The 15,334-nt window shown below is 61.5% G+C and carries 16 protein-coding genes; 8 read left to right on the forward strand and 8 right to left on the reverse strand.

Going from position 1 to position 15,334, the window contains the following annotated elements:
• Positions 1–69 precede the first annotated feature (69 nt).
• The 3 genes from FHT76_RS15665 to FHT76_RS15675 all read left to right on the forward strand — a co-directional run bounded on the left by FHT76_RS15665 (position 70) and on the right by FHT76_RS15675 (position 3,415).
• Entirely contained in the window at positions 70–579 is a 510-nt protein-coding gene (locus FHT76_RS15665; RefSeq protein WP_183860630.1) for a cupin domain-containing protein, read from the forward strand.
• 93 nt (positions 580–672) lie between these two features.
• A complete protein-coding gene (gene gshB / locus FHT76_RS15670; protein ID WP_183860629.1) occupies positions 673–1,617 on the forward strand; it encodes a glutathione synthase in 945 nt (314 codons plus the stop codon).
• Positions 1,618–1,882: 265 nt separating this feature from the next.
• Positions 1,883–3,415 (forward strand): YifB family Mg chelatase-like AAA ATPase, encoded by a 1,533-nt coding sequence (locus FHT76_RS15675; RefSeq protein WP_259126388.1) that lies wholly within the window; start codon positions 1,883–1,885, stop codon positions 3,413–3,415.
• A 49-nt stretch (positions 3,416–3,464) separates the two neighbouring features.
• On the opposite strand, the gene cysK is transcribed toward FHT76_RS15675, so the two are convergent.
• Together cysK and FHT76_RS15685 are read right to left on the reverse strand one after the other, a co-directional pair.
• On the reverse strand, positions 3,465–4,427 hold the full coding sequence (gene cysK / locus FHT76_RS15680) for a cysteine synthase A (RefSeq protein WP_183860625.1): 963 nt from the start codon (positions 4,425–4,427) through the stop codon (positions 3,465–3,467).
• Between the two features lie 132 nt (positions 4,428–4,559).
• Positions 4,560–5,177: a LysE family translocator gene (locus FHT76_RS15685; protein WP_183860623.1), complete on the reverse strand. Its 618-nt coding sequence runs from the start codon at positions 5,175–5,177 to the stop codon at positions 4,560–4,562.
• 239 nt (positions 5,178–5,416) lie between these two features.
• Here FHT76_RS15685 and FHT76_RS15690 point away from each other — a divergent pair, with 239 nt between their 5' ends.
• Positions 5,417–5,935, forward strand: coding sequence for a Dps family protein (locus FHT76_RS15690; RefSeq protein ID WP_016552437.1), 519 nt, complete (start codon positions 5,417–5,419; stop codon positions 5,933–5,935).
• A gap of 17 nt (positions 5,936–5,952) precedes the next feature.
• Here FHT76_RS15690 and FHT76_RS15695 read toward each other — a convergent pair whose 3' ends face one another.
• A complete protein-coding gene (locus FHT76_RS15695) occupies positions 5,953–6,852 on the reverse strand; it encodes a DMT family transporter (protein WP_183860622.1) in 900 nt (299 codons plus the stop codon).
• 103 nt (positions 6,853–6,955) lie between these two features.
• Between FHT76_RS15695 and FHT76_RS15700 the strand changes: the two genes are divergently transcribed.
• The gene (locus FHT76_RS15700; protein WP_405049255.1) at positions 6,956–7,426 is read left to right on the forward strand and encodes an Lrp/AsnC family transcriptional regulator; all 471 of its coding nucleotides are present in this window, start codon (positions 6,956–6,958) and stop codon (positions 7,424–7,426) included.
• A gap of 1 nt (position 7,427) precedes the next feature.
• On the opposite strand, the gene FHT76_RS15705 is transcribed toward FHT76_RS15700, so the two are convergent.
• Together FHT76_RS15705 and dut are read right to left on the reverse strand one after the other, a co-directional pair.
• Entirely contained in the window at positions 7,428–8,330 is a 903-nt protein-coding gene (locus FHT76_RS15705) for a GNAT family N-acetyltransferase (protein ID WP_183860620.1), read from the reverse strand.
• Complete coding sequence (gene dut, locus FHT76_RS15710; RefSeq protein WP_183860618.1) at positions 8,327–8,797, reverse strand: dUTP diphosphatase; 471 nt, start codon at positions 8,795–8,797, stop codon at positions 8,327–8,329. Before dut ends, FHT76_RS15705 begins: the two co-directional genes overlap by 4 nt.
• 90 nt (positions 8,798–8,887) lie before the next feature.
• Here dut and FHT76_RS15715 point away from each other — a divergent pair, with 90 nt between their 5' ends.
• Positions 8,888–10,471, forward strand: coding sequence for a peptide chain release factor 3 (locus FHT76_RS15715; RefSeq protein WP_183860616.1), 1,584 nt, complete (start codon positions 8,888–8,890; stop codon positions 10,469–10,471).
• Positions 10,472–10,525: 54 nt separating this feature from the next.
• Positions 10,526–11,047, forward strand: a complete 522-nt coding sequence (gene tsaA, locus FHT76_RS15720) for a tRNA (N6-threonylcarbamoyladenosine(37)-N6)-methyltransferase TrmO (RefSeq protein ID WP_259185679.1) — start codon at positions 10,526–10,528, stop codon at positions 11,045–11,047.
• 3 nt (positions 11,048–11,050) lie between these two features.
• Here tsaA and FHT76_RS15725 read toward each other — a convergent pair whose 3' ends face one another.
• Both FHT76_RS15725 and betC read right to left on the reverse strand, forming a co-directional pair.
• Positions 11,051–11,260 (reverse strand): molybdopterin-binding protein, encoded by a 210-nt coding sequence (locus FHT76_RS15725; RefSeq protein ID WP_016552447.1) that lies wholly within the window; start codon positions 11,258–11,260, stop codon positions 11,051–11,053.
• 54 nt (positions 11,261–11,314) lie between these two features.
• Complete coding sequence (betC, locus tag FHT76_RS15730) at positions 11,315–12,829, reverse strand: choline-sulfatase (RefSeq protein ID WP_183860613.1); 1,515 nt, start codon at positions 12,827–12,829, stop codon at positions 11,315–11,317.
• Between the two features lie 192 nt (positions 12,830–13,021).
• On the opposite strand from betC, the gene FHT76_RS15735 reads away from it, so the two are divergent.
• On the forward strand, positions 13,022–13,927 hold the full coding sequence (locus tag FHT76_RS15735) for a choline sulfate utilization transcriptional regulator (protein ID WP_183860610.1): 906 nt from the start codon (positions 13,022–13,024) through the stop codon (positions 13,925–13,927).
• Between the two features lie 8 nt (positions 13,928–13,935).
• Here the strand turns inward: FHT76_RS15735 and otsA are convergent, their stop codons facing one another.
• A complete protein-coding gene (gene otsA, locus FHT76_RS15740) occupies positions 13,936–15,312 on the reverse strand; it encodes an alpha,alpha-trehalose-phosphate synthase (UDP-forming) (RefSeq protein ID WP_183860609.1) in 1,377 nt (458 codons plus the stop codon).
• Positions 15,313–15,334 lie beyond the last annotated feature (22 nt).

Here is a 15,334-nt window from a genome sequence, read left to right on the forward strand (position 1 = left end):
ACGGATCGCCTGTACGGTGCCTTTACGACTCTCTGCTATCCCGACACGGATTGGATAGCTGGGGGGCTCATGGGTATTCATATGATGCTGGCAAGCGTGGTCGCGATGGCGGCGCGCGTGGTGCCCTTTCCGAGCCTGCCGCAGCCGCAAGCAAAGACATTCGTGGCGAAGTCCGGCGATACTTTCGACATGCGCGCGACGCCGATCAATCCGGATTGGGTGATCAGCGGTAACCCTCAGGCGCGCACCGGCGAGCATTCTCGCAGCAATGACGATGCAGCCTATACGGCGATCTGGGATTGCACGGCCGGCGAATTCCGTTGGCACTTCTACTGGGACGAAACGGTGATGATCCTCGAAGGCGGCGTCCATATCGTTGCCGGGGACGGCACGGAGCGGACACTGCAAGCCGGCGATGTTGCCTTCTTCGCTGCGGGCACCTGGGCCAGCTGGCGCGTGGACAGTTACGTGCGCAAGGTTGCGTTCCTGAGGAAGCCGTTCCCGAAGCCGGTCGCGCTCGCCTACCGGCTGAAGAGCCTGTTGCGCGGCGACGTCCAAAAGAGCGGCATCGCCGCCTGACGATTTCCCGTCCCGCCACAACGAAGCCGTTGATTGACGTTGCTTTCGGGGCATCCGCAGCCTACATCTGTCCGCATCAGCTAAGGGACGGAAATGGCTAAGATCAGGAATGTAGCGGTCCAGATGGACCATGTCGCCGGCATCAATATCGCGGGCGATTCCACATTTGCGATGAGCCTGGAAGCGCAGGCTCGCGGCTACAAGCTTTTCCATTACACGCCTGAGCGCCTGAGCTTCCGGGACGGCAATCTGTACGCCACGGTGGAGCCGATGGTGTTGCGCGACGTCAAGGGCGATCATTTCGAGCTCGGGGCGCCCGAACGCGTCGACCTTTCCACCATGGACGTGATCCTGCTTCGCCAGGATCCGCCGTTCGACATGGCCTATATCACCTCGACCCACCTGCTGGAGCGGATCCATCCGAAGACGCTGGTCGTCAATGATCCGGCCTGGGTTCGGAACTCTCCCGAAAAGATCTTCGTCACCGAATTTGCCGATCTGATGCCGAAGACGCTGATCACCAAGGATGCAGCGGAAATTCGCCGCTTCCGAGACGAGATGGGCGACATTATCCTGAAGCCGCTCTACGGCAACGGCGGCGCCGGCGTTTTTCATTCGACAAAGGACGACCGCAACCTGTCGTCCCTGCTAGAAATGTTCGGTCAACTCTTCCGTGAACCTTTCATTGCGCAGCAGTACCTTCCTGATGTTCGCAAGGGCGACAAGCGCATCCTGCTCGTCGACGGCGAGCCCGTCGGCGCCATCAATCGCGTGCCCGCCGAGCACGACAGCCGTTCCAACATGCATGTCGGAGGACGCGCCGAGGCGACTGAACTGACGGCCCGCGAGATCGAAATCTGCAAGCGCATCGGCCCTGCGCTGAAGGAACGCGGCTTCCTCTTCGTCGGCATTGACGTCATCGGCGACTACATGACGGAGATCAACGTCACCTCGCCGACCGGCATCCGCGAAGTGCGCAAATTTGGCGGTTTCGATATCGCCGCCCTGCTGTGGGATGCGATCGAGCAGAAGCGCTAGGCATCGTTTTGTTGCCGCGCGCTGAGAACGGGCGCGCGGTTTTGCGGACATTTCGTCTCTTCCGGATGCTCCCGCTCGATACGGTCGGGACACGTCGGCCGGTTTGTTCCGCCTATGCAACCTGCCACAACCTACCCACAGCGTTGGCTTGAATCTGTTCTTTTATTGTTCTTGTTTCATTCCTGTTTCTATGCAAGATTGCAATTGGCGACAATGATGCGTCGTTAAACTGCAGTGTAGTGGGTTGCGGCACAGGGGATGGGGCATGGTCGCACGCGTCAGCACGGTTGCATTTCAGGGTATTGAGGGTGTTCCGGTCGAGGTCCAGGTCATGGTCGCGCCCGGCCGGGTCGTCACCCAGATCGTCGGCCTTCCCGATAAGGCGGTGGCAGAAAGCCGCGAGCGCGTTCACGCCGCGCTGCACGCCTCGGGCCTGGCCCTCCCGGCCAAGAAGATTACTGTCAACCTGGCGCCGGCGGACCTGCCCAAGGAAGGCTCTCATTTCGACCTGCCGATCGCCCTTGGCCTGATGGCCGCCTTGGGCGCCATTCCGGCGGATGCACTCTCCGACTACGTGGTGATTGGCGAACTCAATCTGGATGGGACGATCGCCCCCGTCGCCGGGGCGCTGCCGGCCGCGATTGGCGCCAACGCCATCGGCAAGGGATTGATTTGCCCGGCCGAAAGCGGCGCGGAGGCGGCCTGGGCGGGACCGGATATCGACATCCTCGCGCCGCGCAGCCTGATCGCGCTCGCCAATCATTTTCGCGGCACCCAGGTTATCTCCCGTCCAGAACCCTCGATCCGCGCCAATACGGTCAGCCTGCCTGATCTTGCCGATATCAAGGGGCAGGAAAGCGCCAAGCGGGCGCTGGAAGTGGCGGCGGCCGGTGGCCACAATCTCCTGATGGTCGGTCCGCCCGGCTCCGGAAAATCCATGCTTGCAGCGCGTTTGCCCTCGATCCTACCGCCGCTTTCCGCTGCCGAGCTTCTGGAAGTGTCGATGATCCATTCGGTAGCCGGACAATTATCCGGCGGGAAGCTCTCGGATCGACGCCCCTTCCGTACGCCGCATCATTCCGCCACCATGGCAGCCCTCGTCGGCGGCGGTGTGCGCGCCAAGCCCGGCGAGGCGTCGCTAGCCCACCATGGCGTTCTGTTTCTCGATGAGTTTCCCGAGTTTTCGCCGCAGGCGCTCGATGCTCTGCGGCAACCGCTCGAAACAGGCGAATGCATCATCGCCCGCGCCAATCATCGTGTGGCCTATCCGGCCAACATCCAGCTCGTCGCGGCGATGAACCCCTGTCGCTGCGGCATGGCCGGCGAACCCGGCCATAGTTGCGTACGCGGTCCACGCTGCATGACGGACTATCAGTCGCGCATTTCAGGCCCGCTAATGGATCGCATCGACATCCGCATCGATGTTCCGGCTGTCTCCGCCTTCGATCTCATTCGGCCGATGCCTGCTGAAAGGAGCGTGGATATCGCCCGCCGCGTCGCCCGTGCGCGCGAGATTCAGCGGGATCGCTTCAAGGCGGCGACCCCGGGGGCAATCGGGACCAACGCCCGCTGCTCGACCGCCATGATCGAGACATACGCCGCACCGGATGCTTCCGGCCTGCAGTTGCTCCGCGACGCAGCCGAAAAAATGAAGTTCTCGGCGCGCGGATATCATCGTGTCCTGAAGGTGGCGCGCACCCTGGCAGATCTCGATGGCAATGAGATGGTGGGTCGCATCCACCTCGCCGAGGCGATCTCCTATCGCATCGCCGGCGAACGTCTGACCACGCCCGCCTGAAACGAAAGGGGGGCGCCCGCCGAGAGCGCCCCGCGTCAGGAATGCCGGCTTAGCCGCCAAGCCCCTCAAACAGGGCCGTGGAGAGATAACGTTCGGCAAAGGATGGGATGATCACGACGATGTTTTTCCCCGCGTTCTCCTCACGGCTGCCGATTTTGATTGCGGCGGCCAAGGCTGCGCCCGAGGAAATGCCGACCGGCACGCCTTCCAGCCTGGCAACCTCGCGGGCAAGGTCAAGCGCTTCGGGGCTGCTGACCGTGACGATTTCGTCGTAGATGTGGGTATCGAGGATCGCCGGCGCGAAGCCTGCGCCGATGCCCTGGATCTTGTGCGGACCCGGCTGGCCGCCGGAAAGGACGGGAGATTCCGCAGGTTCGACGGCGACGACCTTGAAGCCAGGCTTCTTCGATTTCAGCACCTGGCCCGCGCCGGTGATGGTGCCGCCGGTGCCGATGCCGGCAACCAGGATATCGACCGCACCGTCGGTATCGTTCCAGATCTCCTCGGCTGTCGTGCGGCGGTGGATTTCTGGATTGGCAGGATTTTCGAACTGCTGCGGGATAATCGCATCGGGGAGTGTCGCCGCCAATTCCTCGGCCTTGGCGATCGCGCCCTTCATTCCCTTCGGACCTTCGGTGAGCACGAGTTCGGCGCCGAGCAGTGCCAGCATCTTGCGGCGCTCGACGGACATGGTTTCCGGCATCGTCAGGATCAGTTTGTATCCCTTGGCCGCCGCGGCAAAGGCGAGCGCAATTCCGGTATTGCCCGATGTCGGCTCGATCAGGGTCGTCTTGCCGGGCGAAATCTTGCCCTGTGACTCCAGCGACTCGATCATTGCGACGCCGATGCGGTCCTTCACGGAAGCAATCGGATTGAAGAATTCCAGCTTCGCCAGGAGGTTCGCTTTGACGCCCTTCGCCTTCGCGAGCTTGTCGAGCCGCACAATTGGCGTGTCACCGATGGTCTCGGTGATCGAGGAATAGATGCGGCCGCGGCCCGGTTTCTTCGACATTAGGCTCTCCCTTGGTGAAATGTGCGGAGAGAATAGGGTCAAAGATGGATGGAGGCCAGTGTGGGTTCATCCGCCAGAAGCGGTCAGGCGAGAAAAAATCCTTTAGGAACCGGGCTTTGTCGAATGAATTTTTCAGGCCGCGCGGGTGGCGATGAAGGCGGCCGTGCCGGCGAGAATACCTGCCGCCGTCTTGTTCAGCGCCGCCAGCGCACGCGGTTGCTTCAGCATCATGCGGGCGCGTGACGCAAGCAGCATATAAGGGACCAAAACCACAAGCAGGACGACGAAGGTGGTTGTCAAAAGGACACCATATTCACGAAGCCCGATGCTGTTGATGTCGATCAAAGTCGGCACCAGTGCGACATAGAAGAGCATGGTTTTGGGATTGCCGAGTGTTACCAGCAGGCCGGACAGGAAGCTCATGCCGACATTGCTCGCCTTCCTGGCCGCGATGTCGTGGGGCAGCAACCCGGCCGTCCAGAGCTTGTAAGCGATGTAGCAGAGATAAAGCGCACCGGCGATCTTGATGACAATGAAGAGTTCGGTGAACGTCTGCGCCACGAAAGCGAGGCCGAGAATGACGGCAGTGAGATAGGTCATATCACCAAGCACTAGACCGAGGCCCATAAAAAATGTCTCGCGAAAATTCGAGCCGAGTGCGCGCGCGACGATCGCCGTGATGCCCGGTCCGGGGATGGCGGCAGCGATGAAAAGGGCTGCAGCATATGCAAAAAGGGCGGTGAAGGACATGGTGCAAGCTCCTGCTTCAGACGCCTTCTACGCCTGCAAACGGGGGATTTCAAGGATGTGACGCTCTGTCACTAGGCTGCAGTGCATAGCCGCTATTGACGCTTGTTGTGACGGTTCTAGTTCCAAGGCGGGGTCGAAGCTGTGAAGGCCGGCATCGCGCCAACAACCAAATCCGAGGGGCAATGGGCAATGAACCCTCCATACCGACCAATACCTACTGTTCGCCAAAGGAGATATCGATGAGCCTCAACGCAGCCGAAAAGCGCAAACTCGCCCCACTTGCCACTCCGACGGACCTGAAAGGCAATGCCATCCAGGACATCTCGGCCGCTTTAGCGGCGCTGCTGGCAGACGTCTTCGCGCTCTACATGAAGACCAAGAATTTCCACTGGCATATGTCGGGGCCGCATTTCCGCGACTATCACCTGATGCTCGACGAACAGGCTGAGCAGATCTTTGCCACGACCGACGCGATTGCCGAGCGCGCCCGCAAGATCGGCGGAACGACGTTGCGCTCCATCGGCCATATCGGTCGCCTGCAGCGCATCAATGACAATGACGCCGAGTATGTGACGCCGGAGGACATGCTGGCGGAACTGCGCGACGACAACAGGCAGCTTGTATCGCTGTTGCGCGAAACCCACGATGTCTGCTCCGAGCACAATGACTTCGCTACCACAAGCCTGCTGGAAGTCTGGATCGACGAGGCCGAGCGCCGCACTTGGTTCCTGTTCGAAACGACGCGGCAGCAGAAATAGCGTCGGCGCCCTCTGGCCTATGAGCTTGCCCGCGCACGTAGCAACTGCGCGGGCGTCCAGCCGAGGTTCATGCCGGCCGCGGCGACGAGAATGATCGCTGCACCAACGAGCTGAAGCGGTTGCAGCGCATGTCCGAAGGCCACCCGGTCCACGAGGATGGCGGCGATCGGATAGATGAACGACAGCGCCCCTGTCAGATGGATCGGCAGCTTCTGGATCGCTCCGTAGAGCAGCACATACATCAGCCCTGTATGAACGATGCCCATGGTGGCAAGGATTGACCAGGACTGTCCGTCGGTTGGCAGGTCCGAGAAGTTCACGGTCGGCAGCAGCATCAGCACGCCGGTCGCAACCTGTATCAGCGCTATGAGATGCGGCGGCGTTCCCTTGAGCCATTTCGCGGCAAGGGCTGCCAGCGCGTAGAAAAACGCAGCGCCAAGCGCCAAAAGGATCCCGGCCGCATAGCCCTCGTGTTCGGCTGACGTCGCCGGCTTGGCCTCGACGATGGCCGCCATTCCGCCAAAGGCCAGCGTCAGCCACAACAGCTTCGCGGCGGTGATCTTCTCGCCGAGAAAAAGCGCACCGAGCGCAAGCAACATGAAGGGTTGCGTATTGTAGACGGTCGTCGCTATCGAAATCGAGGCGTGGCCGTATGACGCAAACAGCAGCAGCCAATTGAGAACAATGGCAACTCCGCCGAAGACCGCGATGCCAAACGCCTTGAAGCTGATGACGCCCGGTCGCAGCAGTCCCATGGCCGCGCAGACGGCGAGCAGGCTGATCGCCCCAAAGAAGCAGCGCCAGAACACCACGCCGCTCACAGGCTGGCCGGACATCACGACGAACCAGCCGATGGTTCCTGAAATCAGCATTGCCGCTGTCATTTGGGCAGCGCCGGCGCGAACTTCGCTGTGCATCGCATCTCTCCATGTTGATGGAGAAAGAATATTGCGGGGTCATCGTGACTTATATAGATTCCATTAGGCTCGCTGCGCAATCGTCCTATCTTTGTGAGGAAAAGTGTCTGTATTGCCTAATGACAACTTGATCGATGCGGTCGACCAGAAAATCCTGCAGGCACTGGCGGAGAATGCCCGCATTTCCTTGAAGGAACTGGCGCAGGCCGCGGGCCTCTCTTCGCCCAGCGCCGCCGAACGTCTCCGCCGCCTTGAGGAACGCGGGATCATCGCCGCGTTCACAATTGATATCGACGCCGCGGCGCTCGGATATCCGCTGCAGGCGATCGTGCGCGTCCGGCCGCTGCCGGGACAGTTGCATGTCGTCCAGCGCATCATCCAGGATACGCCCCAGTTCGTGGAGTGCGACAAGGTGACGGGTGATGACTGTTTCATTGCCCGGCTTGTCGTTTCCTCCATGGCGGAACTCGACGCGATCCTCGACAAGGTGGCCGAGAAGGCCGAGACCAGCACCTCGATGGTCAAGGCATCACCGGTAAAACGCCGTCTGCCGCCGCTCTCGCGGGACCGATAGATCAGAAATCGGCCATCGGCGACAGCATTGCAGGTCGATCAAAGGCGATCGCGCCGGGTGTGCGGATCATGAAGTGCGTGTGGCCGTCGAGCGGTCGCGCCTCGCCGTTCCACCCGAGTTTGTCAGGGCAGAACAACACATCGACGGCGCCAGGCTCTATGTCGAGAGCTCCGATGATCGAGGTCAGCGAGGGGATATCGGCCGCGACGACGTCGAGGAGAATCAAACGTCCCGGCGGTTCCATCTTCCAGGCAATCGCGGCCTGTTCCCGTTCCATCCAACTGACCCTGACGCCGGGGTCGAGCTGTGTGTTGATGAGAAACATCGCGGCGCTCTGACACACGGCGAGCACGTCTGAGACTGGTTCGCGGGCTCTCAAAGCTGCGCGCAACAACTCGAGGTCTGCCGCGTCGAGCGGATCGAGGCAACAGGCTGGCGTTTGCGCCTTTGAAACAGCCGGCGCCTTGCCGGAATAGGCATGCATTGGAACCGAGCGGAATCCGTAGGGTTCATACAGCGACGGCTTGTCCGTGTAGAGGGCGATCGCTTCGAAGCCCATCTCCTCACACCACGCGAGCGCCTTGCGGGTCAGGTCGCGATACAGGCCGCGTCTGCGCCAGGGCGGCCGGACCGCGCCTGATTGGAATGCGGCGGCATTCAGTGTTCGACCGTTGATGACGAGGGGCATCGCAAAGGCCGAAAGATTGGCGGCAAGCAGGCCATCGCGGTCAAACCAGCCGAAGGGCATGCTGCTAGGGTCGGGTCCGCCCATTTGCTGCAATGGGCCGATATCGATATCGAATGTGTCCTTTAGGAGATCGACCAGCGCCTGCCATGCCTTAAGGTCGCCGAAATAGTCTTGGCGGAAGGTCAAGCCGGAATGATCGATCCCCTTGGAGGTCATACCCCGGTCGAGCCGAAACCGCCGGCGCCGCGCGCCGTGGCACTCGCCTCGGAGATTTCGCAGATATGAGCCTGAATCGCCGGTGCGATTACCATCTGGGCGATGCGCATGCCCCGGGTGATCTCGAACGGCTCGTCGCCGAGGTTGATCAGCAGAACCTTGACCTCGCCGCGATAGTCGCTGTCGATGGTGCCGGGTGTATTCAGGCAGGTGAGGCCGTGCTTGAAGGCGAGGCCGGAGCGCGGACGCACCTGGCCCTCGAATCTTTCCGGAATTTCGAAGATGAAACCGGTCGGCACCAGCGCGCGCTTGCCAGGCGCGAGGATGGTCGGCGCGTCGGCATCGACGGCGGCGCGCAGGTCCATGCCCGCCGCCCCCTTGCTTTCATAGGCCGGCAGTTCGAGGTCCTTGCCGTTGGCAAGGCGGATGATGTTGAGCGTCGGGCGCGTATCGGCATGAATGGTCATGCCGCATTAGTTTGCGCCCGAAGCGCCAAGGTCAATTGCAATGCCGGGCTTTAATCGCTAGATACGCCGCAATTCCACAGGATTCACATTATGGCCGAAAGTCTCGCCGAGGCGGTCTCCCGCCGCCGCACATTCGCTATTATCGCGCACCCGGACGCGGGTAAGACCACGCTCACCGAAAAGCTGCTGCTGTTCGGCGGCGCCATTCAGCTTGCCGGCGAAGTCAAGGCAAAGAAGGATCGCATGCAGACGCGCTCCGACTGGATGAAGATCGAGCGTGAGCGCGGCATCTCGGTCGTCACCTCGGTCATGACGTTCGAGTACAAGGACAATGTCTTCAACATCCTCGATACGCCCGGCCACGAAGACTTCGCCGACGACACCTATCGCACGCTGACGGCGGTCGATGCCGCCGTCATGGTGATCGATGCCGCCAAGGGTATCGAGCCGCGGACACTGAAGCTGTTCGAAGTCTGCCGCATGCGCGACATTCCGATCATCACCTTCATCAACAAGATGGACCGGGAAAGCCGCGATCCCTTCGAGATTCTTGACGAAGTCGAGGAGAAGCTGGCGCTTGACTGCGCACCGGTGACATGGCCGATCGGCCGTTCCAAGACCTTCTGCGGCACCTACCACCTGGCGAACAACGAGGTGCGTGCTTCGGACACGCAGGAGATCATGACCAAGGTCACCGATCCCGAGATGGTAGCCCATCGCCTGCCGGAGAACGAGCGTGACGCGTTCATCGAGGAGACGACGCTGGCGATCGAGGCATGCAAGCCCTTCGACAGGAAGGCCTTCCTCGAAGGCCATTTGACGCCCGTCTTCTTCGGTTCGGCGCTGCGCAATTTCGGCGTGCGCGACCTTATCGATGCGCTCGGCGAGTTCGCCCCGCCGCCCCGTGATCAGGTCGCCGACATCCGTACCGTGCAGGCGACCGACAACAAGATGACCGCCTTCGTCTTCAAGATCCAGGCGAACATGGACCCCAATCATCGCGACCGCATCGCGTTTGCCCGCATCTGCTCGGGCAAGCTCGAGCGCGGCATGAAGGCCCGCCTGTCGCGCACCGGCAAGCAGCTCGGCCTCACCGCGCCGCAGTTCTTCTTTGCCTCGCAGCGGCAGCTTGCGGATACGGCCTATGCCGGCGACGTCGTCGGCATTCCCAATCACGGAACGCTGCGCATCGGCGATACGCTGACGGAAGGCGAGTCGCTGGTGTTCCAGGGCGTGCCGAACTTCTCGCCGGAAATCCTGCGCCGCGTACGTCTGGAAGACGCCATGAAGGCGAAGAAGCTCAAGGAAGCGCTGCAGCAGATGGCGGAAGAGGGCGTCGTCCAGCTGTTCTCGCCGGAAGATGGTTCGCCGGCTATCGTTGGCGTCGTCGGCGCGCTACAGCTTGACGTTCTGAAGGAGCGCCTGATGGCCGAATACGGCCTGCCGGTCTCCTTTGAAATGTCGCGCTTCTCCGTGTGCCGCTGGATTTCGGCTGATCAGCCGGCAGAGCTCGAAAAATTCATAACCGCGCGTCGCGGCGATATCGCCCGCGACCTCGATAACGACCCGGTGTTCCTGGCGCAGGACAGCTTCTCTCTGCGCTACGAGGCCGAGCGCTACCCGGCGATCAGGATGGCCGCCCTCAAGGAATACCACGCCGTCAAGGCCGCGTGATATTGGATCGGATACACCGATCTGCCATGATGTATCTTCGAACAGGAGCGTTTGATGGTACGCGAGAACGAAATCCGGGAAAACGAAGTCGCGGTCGATCTGCCGCCGGCGACGGATGCGGGGCTGGTGTTCATCGGGCGTATCTTGACCCCTGGGACCTCGCGCATGGAGACGCCGCGCCAGGGGCGGCATGACGGTCCGCTTTGCAAGGTCGAGATATTCGAGCCATGGAGGCAGGCACTCCAGGGCGTGGAAGCCTTCGAGCGGCTGGAGATCCTCTATTGGCTTGATCAATCACGTCGTGATCTCGTTCTGCAAAGTCCTGCCAATAGCGGAAAAGTGCATGGCACTTTTTCGCTTCGCTCGCCGGTGCGGCCAAATCCGATCGGCACCTCCATCGTCAAGCTGGAAGGGGTCGAAGCGGGCGTTCTTTTGGTTCGCGGGATGGATTGCCTTGACGGCACGCCGCTGCTCGACCTGAAGCCCGATCGCACGCTGTTCAAGCCGATCGCGCCGCCGCAGCCCGGAGATTTCCAGACCGGCGACGACGTCGCGCATTATTGCAAGAAGGCCTGACGATCAGTCGACCGCGACCATAACGTCAGAGGCCTTGACGACCGCATAGGCGTCGCCGCCGACGGCCAGCCCCAGTTCATCGACGGCTTCGTTGGTGATCGAGGACGTGACGATGGAACCGCCGCCGATATCGATGCGGACGTGCGCCGTGGTCGCACCCTTCTTCACCTCGACGATCTTTCCTTTCAAGCGATTGCGTGCACTGATCTTCATGGAAGCCTCCTGTTTTGCATGCGGACAGTAGTGGCTAAGGTGTGCGCCGGCAATCTACTCGCCGCGCGGATAGCGTTGGCTTTCCTCCAGCACGTTCAGATCCATGTGATTGCGCATGTAGCGCTCGGAAGCCCGCTGCAGCGGCTGGTAGTCCCAGGGATAGTAGGCGCCGTTCCGCAACGCCTCGTAGACCACCCACCGGCGCGCCTGGCTTTCGCGCACGTCGGCGTCGAAGTTCTGCAGGTTCCAGCGCTTCTCGGCCTGAGCCGTCAATCCGGCGAGAGCATCGGCATATCCCGCATCGCCCGCAAGGTTCTTCAATTCCCTTGGGTCCGCCTCGAGATCGAACAGCATCGGCGGGTCCTTCTCGCACAGCGTCAGCTTGAAGCGGCCGTCGCGCAGGCAGACGAGCGGGGCTTCCGACCCCTCGGCGGCATATTCCATCGGCACCGGGCCACGACCGCCGGTGCCGGTGGCAAGCGGCGTCAGATCCTCGCCATCCGTCCATGGTGCGAGCTTGGCGATGTCGATGCCCGCCAGTGCCGCAAGCGTCGGCGTCACGTCGAGCGTCGAGGCAGGCTGCCGGATAGAGGCCGGTGCCCAGCCGGGCGCCGCAATCGTCAGCGGCACGCGCGACGAACCATCGAAGAAGCACATCTTGAACCAGAGGCCACGGTCGCCGAGCATGTCACCGTGGTCGGAAACGAACAGCACGATGGTATTGTCCGCCATCCGCGCACGCTCGAGGACATCAAGGATCTCGCCGATCTTGTCGTCGATGTAGGAGATATTGGCGAAATAGCCTTGGCGCGCGCGGCGGATCTGTTCCGGGGTGATGTCGAATGCGTCGTAGTCGCAGGCCTTCAGCAGGCGCTGAGAATGCGGATCCTGCTCGTCGAACGGAATTGCGCCGACCTCGGGATCGAGCGCCGGGGAATTCTCGTAGAGGTCCCAATACTTGCGGCGAGCGACATAGGGGTCGTGCGGGTGAGTGAAGCTCACAGTCAGGCACCATGGGCGGTCGTCCTGACGGCGCGAGAGGTCGTAGAGCTTGCGGGTCGCGTTGTAGGCGACCTCGTCGTCATACTCCATCTGGTTGGTGATTTCGGCCACGCCGGCACCGGTGACCGAGCCGAGATTGTGGTACCACCAGTCGATGCGCTCGCCGGGCTGGCTGTAATCGGGTGTCCAGCCGAAATCGGCAGGGTAGATATCGGTGGTCAGGCGTTCCTCGAAGCCATGCAGCTGGTCGGGGCCGACAAAATGCATCTTTCCGGAAAGGGCGGTGTGATAGCCCGCCGCCCGCAGGTGATGGGCGAATGTCGGAATGTCGGACGCGAATTCGGCGGCGTTGTCATACACGCGGGTCCGGCTCGGCAATTGCCCGGACATGAAGGATGCGCGCGCCGGCGCGCAAAGCGGACTTGCCGTGTAAGTGTTGGCAAAACGCACCGAACGCTGCGCCAGGGATTTCAGATGCGGCGCATGGAGAAAATCAGCCGGCCCATCGGGAAACAGCGTGCCATTGAACTGATCCACCATCAGAATGAGAATATTCGGGCGCGCCATGCGTATCGTCCTTCGGTTTGCGGGAGCGGGAACTTAGCCGTGTGCTCTGCGCTATTCCAGCCCGCATCGACTGGAAGGCGCAACAGGAATCTCGGCCTCATCTCGCATGTGCCATTTGATTGCTTTATTGATTATCGATACCAATTGACCTGTGAAGCGGGCATTTTTTGATATCATCTCTAAGGATTTTTTATGGAAAGCCGCCGCGTCGAACTTGGGTGGATGCGCATATTCTCCGAGATCGGCAAGACAGGTAGTCTGTCGGCTGCGGCAAGCGCTCTTGGTCTGACGCAACCCGCCGTCAGCTATCAGGTTCGCCGGCTGGAGGAGCAACTAGGCGTGAGCCTCCTGAAACGACAACATCGCGGCGTTGAATTGACGGCGGAGGGCCAACGCCTGCTCGATGTAGTGGCAAAGAGCGTCAGCGAGATTGACGAGCTGGCGCGGCGCTTCCGCACTGAACCGGACAGGCCAACGATCCGACTGCGGACGGACTTCGCATTCTCTTCGCTCTGGCTGATCCCGCGGATGCACGCATTCCGCACGCTTTACCCGGATGTCGACATTCAGATTGTCGCGACACAACGAATAGAGAAAGGTCGTTCGGACGACGGCGATATTGCAGTGGTCTTTGGTCGGCGATCCGAATTCGATCGCGGCGCGGTTCTGCTCCTGCCGGAAAAGGTCGCACCGGTCTGCACCCAGGGCTTTCTCGATCGCTACGGCTCCCTCTCGACGCCTGATGATCTCGCGCGGACGCGTTTGATTCATCTCGATACCGAGGAACCGTCGCCTTGGTTCGACTGGCGAACCTATCTGGCGGAGCTTGGTGTCCGCCGCGATGGTCACGCCGGGCAGGGCGACCTCAGCTTCAACACCTATTCGCTGGTGGTACAGGCGGCAATCGGCGAACAGGGCGTTGCAATCGGATGGATGGGCCTGGTCGACTCCCTGCTAGCAACCGGGATGCTGAAGACCGCTGGCCCCGCGCTGGAAGCGCCGGATCGAGGCTATTGGTTGCTGCTGCCGCGGCACATGCGCGATGCCCAAAGTGACCTGCTTGCAGCGTGGCTGATGGCCGAGGCTGGCATCGACTGACGCTACCCTCAAGCGACGAGGTCATCGAGGAAATCTTGGCACCAGCGCGATACATCGTGCACCAGCAGGTGGTCCATCATCTTCCGCCAACGTTCCTGGCGTTCCTCAAGCGGCATGTTCAAGGCCCGTGCCAGTGCGTTGGCTGTTCCCTCGATGTCGTAGGGATTGACCAGCAAGGCACCCTTCTTCAGTTCGCGGGCGGCACCCGCGAAGCGTGAGAGCACCAGCACGCCGGGATCCTCCGGGTCCTGGGCGGCAACATACTCCTTGGCCACGAGGTTCATGCCGTCCCGAAGCGGCGTGACCAATCCAACCTCGGCCAGCCGATAGAGACCGGCGAGGATCGGGCGGCTGACGGAGCGGTTGATGTAGCGGACCGGCACCCAGTCCACCGTTCCCAAGGCACCGTTGACGCGGCCGGCCTGCTCCGCGACGGTGCGTTGCATCTGCTCGTATTCAGGCACTTCCGATCGGGATTTCGGTGTGATCTGGAGATAGGTGACTTTCCGTTGGTGGGCAGGATTGTTGACGATAAAGCGCTCGAAAGCATCCAGCCGCTGTGTGATGCCCTTCGAGTAATCGAGCCGGTCGACGCCGATGATAAGATCGCGGTCCTTGACGCTCTGCCGTGCGCGCTGCACCAGATGATGGCTGCTCGCCTTCTTGGCAAAATCGGCAAAGGCAGCCGTTTCGATGCTGATCCCGTAAGCGCCGCCCTTGAAAACCTTGCCGTTTGCCGTGAACCGGCCATCCCCGATCGCATCGCCCATGTCCTCGCGGCGAAGGCACCCGGCGAAGTTTTCCAGATCATGGTCCGTCTGAAAGCCGACGAGATCGTAGGCCGCCAGACCATGCATGATCTCCTCGTGAACCGGCATCGTGTAGAGCACATCGGCCGGCGGCCAGGGAATGTGCAGGAAGAAGCCGATACGATTCTTGAACCCCATCTGCCTGAGTTCCGCAGCCAGCGGGATCAGATGGTAGTCATGCACCCAGATGATGTCGTCCGGCCGCAGCAGCGGCGCCAGCCGATGCGCGAAGAAGCGGTTGACGCGAAAATACCCTGCCATTTCCTTGCGACCGTACTCCGCGAGATCCAGCCGGTAGTGACATATCGGCCAGAGCACCCGGTTGGCGAAGCCGTGGTAGTACTCCTCGACATCCTTGCCGGTGAGGTCGGTCAGGGCGTAGGTGATCTTGCCTTCTTCTGTCAGGGAGAGCGGACCGGGCTCGTCGTTTTCGCTCGACTTTCCGGACCAGCCCATCCAGATGCCGCCGCGCTGTTCCAATGCCGCTTTCAGAGCCACTGCCAGTCCGCCAGCGGAGGCCGCGCCCTCCTTTGTCGGGGCTGGCACGCGATTGGAAACGATGACGAGACGGGACACAGGGATTCCTTTCCTGGGAGGG

The organism is Rhizobium sp. BK176, assembly GCF_024808055.1.